Here is a 12,527-nt window from a genome sequence, read left to right as displayed (position 1 = left end):
CTAAAAATGCAAAAGGCCGTGGATTTCTCCACGGCCTTTGATTATAGCAGGCTTTTAACAGCCTTTTTTAATTCTTTCCGTAAGCGCCGGTATTATCTGGAATATATCGCCTACAACTCCCACTTTTGCAACTGAAAATATAGGGGCTTCCGCGTCTTTATTTATCGCCACGATAATATCCGAACTCTGCATTCCTGCAAGGTGCTGAACAGCGCCGGATATGCCAAGCGCCATATAAAGTTTGGGTGAAACTGTTTTTCCTGTCTGGCCAACCTGATGGCTGTAAGGAATCCATCCTGAATCTACCGCCGCCCTTGAAGCGCCTACAGCGCATCCCATTGCGCCCGCAAATTCTTTTACAACTTTAAAATTATCTGCTCCGCCGATACCGCGCCCGCCCGACACAATCATGTCGGCTTCCGCGATATTTATGGTTGTTTCAACTTCAGGAATAAATTCCATAAACTGCGACTTTGCCTGGAACGCGTCCACGTTTACGCCCGCATCCACTATTTCGCCTTTTCTGCCGTCATCTTTTGCAAGCGCTTTAAAGACTTTATACCTGGCAGTGGACATCTGAGGCCTTTTTTCAGGCGTCATAATCTTTGCCATAAGGCTTCCGCCAAAAGCGGGCCTTACCTGCAGAAGGTTTCTGTTTTCCATATCAAGTTCAAAATCCGTGCAGTCAGCCGTCAAACCCGCGTTAAGCTTTATGGAAACGCGCGGAAAAAACGCCCTGCCTATAGCGGTCGCCCCGGTTATGATAATTTCCGGTTTGTGTTTATTGGCAAGTTCTGTTACAACTTCCGTGTAAAGTTCATCATTAAAATGCGCAAGTTTGGGGTTGTCCGCGACATATACCGTATCAGCGCCGTATGCGACAAGCTCTTTTGCAAGTTCCTGAACTTTGTCGCCCATAATTACAGCTGATAATTTCACTCCAAGCTTGTCAGCCAGTTCGCGGCCCTTGCCAAGAAGTTCAAAACTTACTTTATGCAGCTGATTGTTGCGCTGTTCCGCTACAATCCATACTCCCCTGAAATCGTCTTTGTTGGCCATTTTCATCAGCTCCTTATTTAATGAAGCCAAGCTCTTTTAACTTAACATAGAGCTTGTCTGCAGTCTCGGCTGCGTCAGCGCCGGTAATTAATTCCGCCTTGCCAAATTCCCTGACAGGCGTCCAGGATTTGTTAACCCTTGTCGGCGAATTCTTTACGCCCACCATTGCCTCGTCTCCGTTGATATCATCAAGCGTCCATGTGGGCACTTCATATTTCTTGGCCCTCATTTTGCCCTTAAGGGATTCAAGCCTTGGTTCATTTATTTCCTTTACAACCGTAAGCACTACAGGAAGCGATGCTTTTACAACATCCGTACCGTCTTCCATAAGCCTTTCGGCAATTATCTCTTTTTCATTTATTTCCCTTATCTTTTTTACCCATGTAATCTGCGGAACATTAAGATACGCAGCGGTGGAAGGACCTACCTGTGCCGTGTCGCCGTCTACAGCCTGCTTGCCAAAAAGAATTACATCATAGCCAAGTTTTTCGCATACCTTTGCAAGCGCGTAAGAAGTGGCCCATGTGTCTGAACCCGCAAGCCTTCTGTCTGATAACAGCACGGCTTCATCCGCGCCCATGCCTATTGCTATCTTTAACATTTCTTTTGCCATAGGAAGGCCCATTGAAACAACAGTAACCGTACCGCCAAGCTTTTCTTTAAGCCTTAAACCTTCTTCAATAGCATACATGTCAAAAGGATTCATTACAGTTCCGGCAGTTTCCCTTTTTAACGTGCCTGTTTCCGGATCAACTTTAATATTTGTGGTATCCGGAACCTGTTTAACACATACAACAATTTTCATATTTTCCTCCTGGTAAATTATCCCGGCCGGCAGTCAAACGCGGTTTAGCATCAGACAAAAGCCGGTCTTTATTATTTTTTCTTCATCGCGTGTTCTTTAATAAGCTTTGCGGCTATTTCGTTTAACTGTATCTGGCTGGTGCCTTCATATATCTGTGTTATTTTTGCGTCTCTCATCATTTTTTCAACGGGATATTCTTTCATGTATCCGTATCCGCCGAATACCTGAACCGCATTTGTCGTAACCCTCATTGCCACTTCTGACGCGTAATATTTGCACATAGCCGAATCCTTTGCAAAATCTACCGCGCCCTTATCAACCCCGCGGGCTACATTATAGATAAGGCCCCTTGCCGCTTCAACTTCAACCGCCATATTGGCAAGCATATGCTGAACAGCCTGGAAAGAGGATATTTTTGTGCCAAACTGCTCCCTCTGCCTGGAATAAGCCAGAGCTTCATCAAGAGCGCCTGCTGCAATACCAAGCGCCTGCGCCGCAACTCCCGGCCTTGAATGGTTAAGCGTTCCTACCGCGTGTATGAAGCCCATGCCTTCTTTTCCGCCGACAAGATTTTCCTCCGGTACTTCGCAGTCCTGAAAAATAAGTTCTGTGGTGGCCGAAGCCCTGATACCCATCTTATTTTCTTTCTTTCCAAATGTGAATCCGGGTGTACCTTTTTCAACTATGAAGCAGGAGCAGCCCCTGGTGCCTTTGGATTTATCTGTTATTGCAAAAACAGTATAGGTCTCTGCTTCGCTGCCGTTTGTAATCCACTGTTTTGTGCCGTTTATTACATATTTATTTCCTTTTTTAACCGCTGTGGTTCTCATAGCTCCCGCGTCCGAACCGGCGCCTGCTTCTGTAAGGCCGAATGCAGCAAGCTTTTTACCGGAAGCAATATCCGGAAGATATTTCTTTTTCTGTTCCGCTGTGGCTCCCAACAGAATCGGGAATGTTCCCAGCGCTGATGCCGCCATTGCAAGCGATATGCCGCCGCAAATTTTTGACATTTCTTCAACGCACAATACAAGCTGCATTATTCCCTTGCTTCCTTCGCCTGACATTCCGCCGTACTCTTCCGGAATGTATAAGCCGCAAAGTCCAAGATTTGCCATTTCTTTTACTATGTCCCACGGAAAAATTCCGGCTTCGTCATAATGTTCCCTTACCGGTTTTACCTTTTTAACCGCAAGTTCACGGCTTGTTTCCACAATCATCTGTTCTTCATCCGAGAGAAAATAATTCACTTCTTTGCCTCCTTGATTTTTGGTGAGCCCAGCGCCTTTTTAGCGGCCGCCTGTTCGGCTTCCTTTATTGTTTTTCCTTTTCCTTTGCCTATAACCCCGGAATCCAGGGAAACTTCAACGTAAAAAGTTTTTTTGTGCTCCTGGCCTTCAGCGTTTACCACCGCGTATTCCGGAAGCCTTGTTCCTTTTGAAAGTATCTTCATCTGAAGTTCTGACTTATAATCGCCAAGGTCTTTTTTTGTGCCTATATTTTTAAATTCATCCTTATAAATATTCATTATGAATTCATTTACTTCTTCAAAACCTTTTAACAGGTATATGGCGCCTATAAGCGATTCTATTACGTCGCTCATTATTTTTTTATTATTTTTAATATCTTTCTTTGTCAGCGCGCTTCCAAAAACAATATGTTTAATAAGGTTATTATCCGCCGCTATCTTGTAAAGAACATCCTTGCTTACCAGATAGCCTTTGATCTTTGAAATGGCCCCGACATCCGTGTCTGACATTTCGCTGTAAAGGTAATCTGAAACGCATAAACCAAGAACCGAATCGCCCAGAAATTCAAGCCTTTCGTAATGAGGGCCTTCGGCCGACTTGTGCGTTAAAGCTTCAAGAACGGGCTTTTGATTCAAAAGCCCGTTCTTGTCAAGATAATCTTCAATAATGCTTTCTTTTAACATAATTTTTATTCTTTATATTTTTTTATTACGATTGTTGCGTTGTGTCCGCCAAAACCCAGCGAATTTGAAGCCGCATAATTGACAACCGCTTCCCTTTTTACATTAGGAACGTAATCAAGCCCGCATTCAGGATCTGTGGTAAACTGATTGATAGTCGGATGCACCACATCGTATTTGCATGACAAAGCGCACATAACGGCTTCAACCGCGCCTGTGGCTCCCAGCATATGCCCGGTCATTGATTTAGTGGAACTTATCATAACCTTATTTGCATGTTCTCCAAAAACCTGTCTGATGATTTTTGATTCTGTTTTATCATTCAAGTTTGTTGAAGTGCCGTGGGCATTGATGTAATCAACCTGTTCCGGCTTAATACCGGCATCTGCAAGGGCGTTCTTCATGCAAAGAATTCCGCCCGCGCCGTCTTCCGGCGGCGCCACCATATGGTAAGCGTCATCAGAAGCGCCGTAACCCGCGTATTCCGCAATGATGTTTGCACCGCGCGCTTTAGCATGCTCCAGCGTTTCAAGCACAAGAATTCCGGCGCCATCCGCCATTACAAAACCGTCACGGTCTTTGTCAAACGGCCTTGAAGCAGTTGCAGGATCGTCATTACGCTGAGACAGTGATTTCGCAGAACAAAAACCGGCAAGCCCCAAAGGGCCAACCGAACTTTCCACTCCGCCGACTACCGCCACATCCGCGTCGCCGCGGATAATCATTTTTGCGCCTTCTCCAAAAGCATGCGTTCCTGACGCGCACGCGGTCACAATACCGTAATTAGGGCCGCGATAACCGTAACGCATGGATATATAGGCTGCTGCCATGTTAATAATCATCATCGGAATAAAGAAAGGGGAAACTCTGGATGGACCTTTTTCAATAAGAATCTTGTACTGCTCTTCCATTACGGAAATGCCGCCGATTCCCGAGCCCACAATTACAGCCACTCTGTCTTTATTAATTGACGCATTTTCAAGGCCCGACATTTCCACGGCTTCTTTAGCTGCTTTTAAAGCATACTGAATAAAACCGGGCGTCCTTCTGATTTCTTTTTTTTCCATGACCTCTGATGCATCAAAATTTTTAATTTCTCCGGCAATCTTTGTGGGATAAGCCGTAACATCAAACTGGGTAATAAGGCCAATGCCGCTTTTACCTGCAAGCACCGCATCCCAGGTATCTTTTACGTTGTTCCCAACCGGGGTAAGCACACCCATGCCGGTAATGACAACTCTTTTCTTTTCCATTATTGACCTCTTTTTTTATTACTTGAAGTTTAGCCCAGCTTTGACTTAATGCTGTCTGTGGCTTCGCCTACTGTTTTGATCTTTTCCGCGTCTTCATCCGGGATCTCTACGCCGAATTCTTCTTCAAGCGCCATTACAAGCTCCACGGTATCAAGTGAATCCGCACCAAGGTCATCAATAAACGATGCTTCCGGTTTAACTTCCGCTGCGTCAACACCAAGCTGTGCTACGATAACGTCCTTCACTCTTTCTTCAATTGTCTTTTCGTCTGCCATTTCTGTTTCCTCCTTGAATTTGTTTTACTTTCTTTTTATTTGAAATCTTTGTTTAATTTCAGCTTCGGCTGCGTCCTGTCAGACTTGCCTTAGATTGCATCCAAGTTCTCATACCGCTTCGCCATACAGTTAAATGGCGACGGGCTATAAAAATTTTATTTTGGCTGAAAGCCAAAATAAAATTTTACATTGCCATTCCGCCGTCTACTCTTATTGTTTCTCCCGTCACATATGAAGACAGGTCTGATGCAAGGAACAATACCGCGTTTGCCACGTCCTGGGTTTCACCCATTTTCTTCGCAGGAATTATCTGTATCATGGCATTTTTAACTTCTTCAGTCAATTTATCAGTCATTGCCGTATTAATGTATCCGGGACAAACCGCGTTTACCCTTACATTTCTTGAACCAAGTTCTTTGGCAACACTTTTTGTTATTCCAATAACACCGGCTTTAGTAGCCGCGTAATTTGTCTGCCCGGCATTCCCCATAAGCCCTATAACGGACGAAATATTAATTATCGCGCCCGCTCTCTGCTTCATCATTATTTTTCCTACAGCTTTGGTAAAATTAAAAGTACCTTTCAGGTTAATTGCAATTACAAGGTCCCATTCCTGTTCGGTCATCCTTATTAAAAGATTGTCCCTTGTAATACCCGCATTGTTGACAAGTATATCAATGCGCTTAAATTTGTCAATTACTTTGTTCACAGTTTCTTCAACTTCCGCCACATTTGACACATCACATTTATAAGCTTCCGAATCAACTCCAAATTCTTTTAACTTCGCGGCTGTAGCTGACGCTTTTTCAAGATTTACATCAAGAACAGCAACTGACGCGCCTTCACGCGCAAGTGTTGCCGCAATGGTTTCGCCTATTCCCTGAGCTCCGCCTGTTACAAGTGCTATCTTTCCGTTCAGTAATCCCATTTTTACCTCCGTTAACAATTTTTAATTCTTAGATTTCCTGCAGTTTTAAAAGGTCATCAGGTTTTTCAATATTTATTATTTTTAAATTTTTATCTATCTTTTTAATCAGTCCGGATAATACAGCACCGGGCCCGCACTCTATAAAAGTATCCACTCCCTGCGCTTTCATGTATTCAACCGATTCAATCCACCGAACCGGCGACACAATCTGCCTTACAAGAAGTTTTTTAATTTCTTCAGCCTTCGTCACAGCCTGCGCTGTCACATTTGAAATTACCGGGACTGCCGTATCTTTCATGTTAAAAGAAGCCATATTTTCAGCCATACCGTCAGCCGCGCTCTGCATAAACCGCGAATGAAAAGCGCCTGCCACAGCCAGTTTAATATACCTTTTTGCGCCAAGTTCCTTTGCGGCCGCTTCTCCCGCGTCTATTGCGGCTGAATCACCTGACACCACTATCTGTCCGGGACAATTAATATTTGCAAGCGACATATCGCCTGCCGGTTTTACTTTTTCGCACAGTAATTTTATATTTTCAACATCCAGCCCAAGTACCGCCGCCATGCCGCTTGCAGCTTTGCCGGAAGCTTCCTGCATAAGCGAACCCCTTAATTTTACCATTTCAACCGCTGTTTTAAAATCCATTGCGCCGGCGCAGCATAAAGCGGAATATTCGCCAAGGCTGTGACCCGCGAAAAAAACCGGTTTAACACTGTCTTTAATTGCTTCGTATATAGCCACGCTTACAGTCAGAATCGCGGGCTGCGTAAAATCCGTTTTTTTAAGTGTTTCTTCAGGGCCTAAAAACATAGCGTCCAGAAGTTCCCTGCCGCATGTTTCCCTTGCCATGGCAAAAATAGAATTAGCCCTTTCATTGTGTTCGCTGAACGCGAAACCCATACCTACATACTGCGAACCCTGACCCGGAAAAACCAATGCTGTTGACATTATATGGCCTCTTTTTCCATTAAATTATAACCTGACAACGGCGCCGCCCCATGTGAAACCCGCGCCAAGCGCGGAAAAACCAAGCAGATCGCCTTTTTTTATTTTACCTTCTTCAACCGCTTCGGCCAGCGCTATTGGAATTGTAGCCGCGGACGTATTGGCGTATTTATGTATATTAACAATAAGTTTTTGTTCAGGCACTTCAAACCTCTGTGCTATTGAGTCAATGATCCTTTTATTTGCCTGATGAAATATAAAGTAATCAACCTGTTCCGGAGTTACATTTGCTTTTTCCATGGCAATTTCTATTGAAGAAGTCATCTTAACCACAGCGTGTTTAAACACTTCTTTTCCTTCCATATATACATACTGCATTTTTTTATCAAGAACTTCCTGACTAAAAGGATTTGCTGTCCCTCCGCCCGGCTGAAGTAAAAACTGGGCTTTTGAACCATCCGAACCAAGATACGTTGAAAGTATGCCCTGGCTTTCAGTTTCTGCCTGTCCGACAATAACCGCTCCCGCACCGTCGCCAAAAAGCACGCACGTTTTTCTGTCTGTCCAGTCAGAAATCTTTGCGAATTCTTCCGCTCCTATTAGCAGAATATTTTTATACATTCCGGATTCCACATAAGCCCTTGCCACAGAAAGCCCGTAAATAAATCCGGAACACGCCGCGGACACATCAAGTGACGGAACTCCGTTAATTCCAAGCCTGTTAACAACAACATTGGCGGTTGAAGGCCATACATAATCCCCTGTAACAGTGGCAACTATCACAAAATCAATTTCTTCTTTTTTTATACCCGCGTTTACAAGCGCTTTTTCCGCCGCTTTCGCGGCAAGAAAAGAAGTGGGCTGATCTTTATCCGCCAGCCTTCTCTCTTTTATTCCTGTCATAGAAGTAATCCATTCATCCGTGGTATCAAGCATCTTTTCTATATCTTTATTTGTACGTATTGTTTCCGGAACATAATAACCCGTTCCAAGTATGGCAGCCCGTTTATTCACTCTTTGCCTCCATTTTTTTCACTTCCCTTTCAATTTCTTCGTTTATATGCCCGTCCACAAATTCATACGCGACTATCAGCGCGTTTTTAATCCCTTCCACTCCCGCGCTGCCGTGCGATATTATTACCGGTTTTTGTATACCAAGAAGCGGCGCGCCGCCGTAAGCATCGGGATTTATCCTGTCCTTCACCTGTTTAAAAACTTTTTTCATAAGCAGGCCGCCGATTATGGTAAGCAGGCTCTTTTTTGCGCCGGCTTTTATTTCGCTTACCAAAAGCACTCCCGCGCCTTCCCCAACTTTAAGTATTATATTGCCCACAAAACCGTCGCAGACAACAACATCGGCGTTGCCGTTAAACACGTCACGCCCTTCCACATTGCCTTTAAAATTAAGATTAAGTTTTTTTATAATTTCTTTCGCTTCAATTGTAAGTTCATTTCCCTTGCCTTCTTCTTCGCCAACGCTCATTACGCCAACGCGGGGATTATTTATTTTAAATATGTGCGACGCATAAATACTTCCCATTATGGCAAACTGCGCCAGATGAATTGGTTTGCAGTCCACATTGGCGCCGGCGTCAAGTACAGCTGTGGTTCCGCTTTTAGAAGGCATAGGAACTAAAATTGCCGGCCTTATAACACCGGGTATCCTGCCTATTGTAAGCAGTGACGTAACAAGCATCGCGCCGGTATTGCCGGCTGAAACAAAAGCATCTGCCCTGCCGTCTTTTACCAGTTTGGCGCCTACTATCATTGAAGAGTCCTGCTTCTGTTTAAATGCTTTTGCCGGTTCATCCGCCATTGTAATTACTTCATTTGCGTTTACAATTTCAATGCGCGCGCGTTCTTTTTCGCTTAATTTATACGTGTTAAGGTATTTTTCAATTTCTTCCTTTTTACCGACAAGTATGACATTAAGGTCGCGATTCTTTTTTATAGCTTCAACAGTGCCGTTAACCTCTACCTGCGGGGCATTATCCCCGCCCATTGCATCCAGAACAATGCGCACGTTTTGCCTCACCTCATAACCGATTTTTGAGTATCAGGACTATTCTTCGGAGCTAATAACTTCTTTGCCGTTGTAATGGCCGCAGCTTTTGCATACCCTGTGCTGCTCTTTTTTTGCATGGCAGTTGGGGCATTCCGTGAGGTTGATATTCTGGCTTAATTTCATGTTAGCCGCTTTTCTTGACCTTGTTTTAGACTTTGAAGTTCTCCACGTTAAATTTGCCACTTTCTGTTCCTCCTGTAAAATTATTTCTTTTTATAAATCCGCAGGCTGATGCCGCGGTTTTATTTAATGTCAAGCCCGCCAAACGGATTGAATTTAATCTCCTGTTTATGCCCACAATCGCCTTCATTGCGGTTTTTGCCGCATACCGGGCATAAACCAAGACAGTTTTCGTCACAAACCGGCTTAATAGGAGCTTCAATAAGCACCGTCTGCCGTATAAAATCCGTTAAATCAAGTTCATTATCCTTATATTCAAGAACATCGCTTTCCCTGTCTTCGTCATTCATGCGGCTTTTCTCTTTAAAAATAGTTACAAATTCGCCTTCAATATCCTGAATTATATCTTTTAAACAGCGCGAACAGGACATTGCAAGCCTGCCTTTAAGGCTGCCTTCAACAATAATGGCTGTATCAGAATCCTTGGTAAGCGCCAGTTCAAGATGCAGCGGCCCTTCAAGTACAGCTGAATCATCCAATGAAATGTCATCTTTCGTAAGGTCAAAACTTAATTCCTGCCTTACCGAAAACGATGACAGATTAATTTTTAACATTATTTTATAACCTCTTTTTTAAAAGCATTTGTAAATAACAGTAAAAATAGAAAATACTATTCCTGTAACACAAAAATGCTTTTTGTGCCTTTCAATATCACGCTGACATCTTTTAACTATAAATACTTATAAAATACAGCGCGTAATTATAAAACTATGCCTTTGTGTTGTCAACAGTTTTTATCAATAAAAGAGAGTTCTTAGTGAAAAATTTCTCATTATGAAACAAAAAAATATCTAATTATTTAAATCAATAATTAAGATATTCCATTTAAAGGTGTTCAATAAGAATCTTTATTCCAATACCAATAAGTATAATCCCGCCGAATATTTCCGCTTTATTACCTAACATCTCGCCTGTTTTTCTTCCTATAAGACCTCCTGCGATTGAAAAAATAAATGATGCCAGCCCTATAATAATAACAGGAAGCGCCAACCCTGCTTTAAGGATGGAAAAACTTACTCCCACCGCAAGCGCGTCAATACTTGTGGCTACCGAAAGCAGCAGCAGTATCCGGACGCTGCAATAGTTTAAACCCGTTTTATCTTCCTCTTTTTTTAAAGCTTCCGCAATCATTTTGCCCCCCACCGCCAGAAGAAGGCTAAAAGCTATCCAATGGGCAAATGCTTCTATAATACCGGCAAAAGCGCTTCCAACAAGCCAGCCGATAAGCGTCATTCCCGCCTGAAAAATACCGAACATTAAAGCCATCTTCAGCAGAATTGGCGTTTTAACTTTTACCCTGCATGTGCCGGCGGACAGCGAAACAGCAAAACAGTCCATTGCCAGCCCCACCGCCGTAATTATTATAAGCGACAGCTCCAATTAAAATTCCTCCTGAATTTTTTTAGAATTATACCACAGTAATCTTATTGATAATACGGCGCTTTAATATTAAAATACCTGCTGACTTTAACTAAGGAGTATTTATGAAAAATCTGACCGAAGGAAATGTACTTAAAAATCTTTTTATATATTCCTGGCCCATTATGGCCGGCGACCTGCTTCAGTCTTTATACAGCGCCATAGACGCTTTCTGGGTGGGAAGGCTTTTAGGCCCCGACGCCCTTGCCGCGGTGTCATCTTCAATGCCTGTGATGTTTTTTCTTATATCGCTTATAATAGGGCTTTCCGTGTCCACCGTGATAATGATAGGCCAGGCATATGGAATGGACGACATGGAATTCGTCTCAAAAATAATGTCAAATTCATTTATTACGATTTTTTCTTTATGCCTGTTTATCACGGTTTTAGGTACAGCACTTGCCATGCCCATGCTTAAATTTCTTGGCACGCCCGCCGCCATAATAAAAGACGCGCATACTTTTCTGATTATAATTTTTAGCGGCCTTATTTTTATGTTTACCCAGAACTGGTTTGCCGGAATACTGCGCGGCCTGGGCGATTCAAAAACCCCGCTTATATTCTCCTGCATCTACGTGGCATTAAATATTATACTTGCCCCCCTGCTTATAAAAGGATGGTGGATTTTTCCGGAATTAAAAATAGCCGGTTCCGCCGCAGCCACCGTAATATCAGGGGCCGCTACCACCTTAATTTCCTTTTTTTATCTGGCAAGGAAAAACGTCATTTTTAACATTCTTAAATGGAAATTTCAGCTTAATTACAGCATTATAAAAAAGATGTTCACAATTGGTATCCCCGTAACCTTTCAGATGGTTATTGTTTCTGTCAGCGCAATCGCGGTAATCTCTTTTGTAAACAGGTTCGGGCCCGGAATAATTGCCGCGTACGGAATAGGCTTAAGAATAGACCAGTTTTCATTCATTCCTGCCATGTCACTTGGCGCCGCGGCTTCATCTTTTACGGCTCAGGCAATTGGCGCAAAAAAAGAGGAATTAATACGCGAAGTTGCGCTTTGGGTTACCATTTTATCGCTTGCTTTCGCGGCAGCCGCCTTTGCGGTCATCAACCTTTTCCCGCATCAAATTACGGCTGTCTTTACAGTTGATGCAGCTGTTATTTCTCATGGCGCCGTATACTTTAAATATATCACCCTTACGTATTTTGCCTACGCCGTTATGTTCGCGTTTCAGGGTATCGTGCGCGGGTCAGGCGATACGCTGCCGTCCACGCTGTTCGCGTTTATAACTTTGATCGCTTTACGCGTGGGGCTGTCGTGGGTGCTGCTGGATAAAGCAGGCATGGATGAACGGGGTGTCTGGATTGGAATTACGGCAAGCGCTTATCTTGGCGCTCTATTAAATTACTGGTATTACAAAAGCGGCCGCTGGAAAAACCGTGAAAAGTTAAAACCATATTCAAGGGAAATTTAACAGCTGACAAGTTACAGGTTACAAGTTACAGGTTACAGCTGACAAGTTACAGGTTACAGCTGACAGGTTACAAGTTACAGGTTACAGCTGACAGGTTACAGGTTACAAGTTACAAGTTACAAGTTACAAGTTACAGGTTACAGGTTACAAGTTACAAGTTACAGGTTACAGCTGACAGGTTACAAGTTACAGGTTACAGCTGACAGGTTACAAGTTACAGGTTACAGCTGACAGGTT

General features: G+C 43.4%; 14 protein-coding genes. 1 reads left to right on the top strand and 13 read right to left on the bottom strand.

The annotated features are described in order from the left end of the window. Positions 1–54 precede the first annotated feature (54 nt). From JXR81_00110 to JXR81_00050, 13 genes are all read right to left on the bottom strand, one after another. Positions 55–1,059, bottom strand: a complete 1,005-nt coding sequence (locus JXR81_00110; GenBank protein ID MBN2753243.1) for an electron transfer flavoprotein subunit alpha/FixB family protein — start codon at positions 1,057–1,059, stop codon at positions 55–57. Between the two features lie 13 nt (positions 1,060–1,072). Then, entirely contained in the window at positions 1,073–1,864 is a 792-nt protein-coding gene (locus tag JXR81_00105) for an electron transfer flavoprotein subunit beta/FixA family protein (GenBank protein ID MBN2753242.1), read from the bottom strand. 71 nt (positions 1,865–1,935) lie between these two features. Continuing rightward, a complete protein-coding gene (locus JXR81_00100; GenBank protein MBN2753241.1) occupies positions 1,936–3,111 on the bottom strand; it encodes an acyl-CoA dehydrogenase family protein in 1,176 nt (391 codons plus the stop codon). Beyond that, on the bottom strand, positions 3,108–3,794 hold the full coding sequence (gene rnc / locus JXR81_00095) for a ribonuclease III (GenBank protein MBN2753240.1): 687 nt from the start codon (positions 3,792–3,794) through the stop codon (positions 3,108–3,110). Before rnc ends, JXR81_00100 begins: the two co-directional genes overlap by 4 nt. Positions 3,795–3,799: 5 nt before the next feature. Next, on the bottom strand, positions 3,800–5,044 hold the full coding sequence (gene fabF, locus JXR81_00090; protein ID MBN2753239.1) for a beta-ketoacyl-ACP synthase II: 1,245 nt from the start codon (positions 5,042–5,044) through the stop codon (positions 3,800–3,802). A gap of 29 nt (positions 5,045–5,073) precedes the next feature. Continuing rightward, entirely contained in the window at positions 5,074–5,319 is a 246-nt protein-coding gene (gene acpP / locus JXR81_00085; GenBank protein MBN2753238.1) for an acyl carrier protein, read from the bottom strand. A gap of 184 nt (positions 5,320–5,503) precedes the next feature. Beyond that, positions 5,504–6,247, bottom strand: coding sequence for a 3-oxoacyl-[acyl-carrier-protein] reductase (gene fabG, locus JXR81_00080; protein MBN2753237.1), 744 nt, complete (start codon positions 6,245–6,247; stop codon positions 5,504–5,506). 28 nt (positions 6,248–6,275) lie between these two features. Continuing rightward, entirely contained in the window at positions 6,276–7,199 is a 924-nt protein-coding gene (fabD, locus tag JXR81_00075) for an ACP S-malonyltransferase (protein ID MBN2753236.1), read from the bottom strand. A 21-nt stretch (positions 7,200–7,220) separates the two neighbouring features. Continuing rightward, positions 7,221–8,207, bottom strand: a complete 987-nt coding sequence (locus JXR81_00070; GenBank protein MBN2753235.1) for a ketoacyl-ACP synthase III — start codon at positions 8,205–8,207, stop codon at positions 7,221–7,223. Next, positions 8,200–9,216 (bottom strand): phosphate acyltransferase PlsX, encoded by a 1,017-nt coding sequence (plsX, locus tag JXR81_00065; GenBank protein ID MBN2753234.1) that lies wholly within the window; start codon positions 9,214–9,216, stop codon positions 8,200–8,202. Before plsX ends, JXR81_00070 begins: the two co-directional genes overlap by 8 nt. A gap of 39 nt (positions 9,217–9,255) precedes the next feature. Further along, positions 9,256–9,441 carry a 50S ribosomal protein L32 gene (gene rpmF / locus JXR81_00060; protein MBN2753233.1) on the bottom strand — a complete coding sequence of 62 codons (186 nt, stop codon included), beginning with the start codon at positions 9,439–9,441 and terminating at the stop codon, positions 9,256–9,258. 59 nt (positions 9,442–9,500) lie between these two features. Then, positions 9,501–9,992 carry a DUF177 domain-containing protein gene (locus JXR81_00055; GenBank protein ID MBN2753232.1) on the bottom strand — a complete coding sequence of 164 codons (492 nt, stop codon included), beginning with the start codon at positions 9,990–9,992 and terminating at the stop codon, positions 9,501–9,503. Positions 9,993–10,263: 271 nt separating this feature from the next. Beyond that, positions 10,264–10,776, bottom strand: a complete 513-nt coding sequence (locus JXR81_00050) for a manganese efflux pump (protein MBN2753231.1) — start codon at positions 10,774–10,776, stop codon at positions 10,264–10,266. A 146-nt stretch (positions 10,777–10,922) separates the two neighbouring features. Between JXR81_00050 and JXR81_00045 the strand changes: the two genes are divergently transcribed. Further along, on the top strand, positions 10,923–12,290 hold the full coding sequence (locus JXR81_00045) for an MATE family efflux transporter (GenBank protein MBN2753230.1): 1,368 nt from the start codon (positions 10,923–10,925) through the stop codon (positions 12,288–12,290). Positions 12,291–12,527 lie beyond the last annotated feature (237 nt).

This window comes from Candidatus Goldiibacteriota bacterium (assembly GCA_016937715.1).
Lineage (GTDB): Bacteria > Oederibacteriota > PGYV01 > PGYV01 > PGYV01 > PGYV01.
The sequence above is the reverse complement of the archived record's forward strand: the minus strand, read 5'-3'. Positions and strand labels throughout refer to the sequence as shown.

Coding starts and splice junctions, on each gene's coding strand:
- JXR81_00110 (MBN2753243.1), bottom strand. CDS start 1,059: ATGGCCAACAAAGACGATTTCAGGGGAGTATGGATTGTAGCGGAACAG.
- JXR81_00105 (MBN2753242.1), bottom strand. CDS start 1,864: ATGAAAATTGTTGTATGTGTTAAACAGGTTCCGGATACCACAAATATT.
- rnc (MBN2753240.1), bottom strand. CDS start 3,794: ATGTTAAAAGAAAGCATTATTGAAGATTATCTTGACAAGAACGGGCTT.
- fabF (MBN2753239.1), bottom strand. CDS start 5,044: ATGGAAAAGAAAAGAGTTGTCATTACCGGCATGGGTGTGCTTACCCCG.
- acpP (MBN2753238.1), bottom strand. CDS start 5,319: ATGGCAGACGAAAAGACAATTGAAGAAAGAGTGAAGGACGTTATCGTA.
- fabG (MBN2753237.1), bottom strand. CDS start 6,247: ATGGGATTACTGAACGGAAAGATAGCACTTGTAACAGGCGGAGCTCAG.
- JXR81_00055 (MBN2753232.1), bottom strand. CDS start 9,992: ATGTTAAAAATTAATCTGTCATCGTTTTCGGTAAGGCAGGAATTAAGT.
- JXR81_00050 (MBN2753231.1), bottom strand. CDS start 10,776: ATGGACTGTTTTGCTGTTTCGCTGTCCGCCGGCACATGCAGGGTAAAA.
- JXR81_00045 (MBN2753230.1), top strand. CDS start 10,923: ATGAAAAATCTGACCGAAGGAAATGTACTTAAAAATCTTTTTATATAT.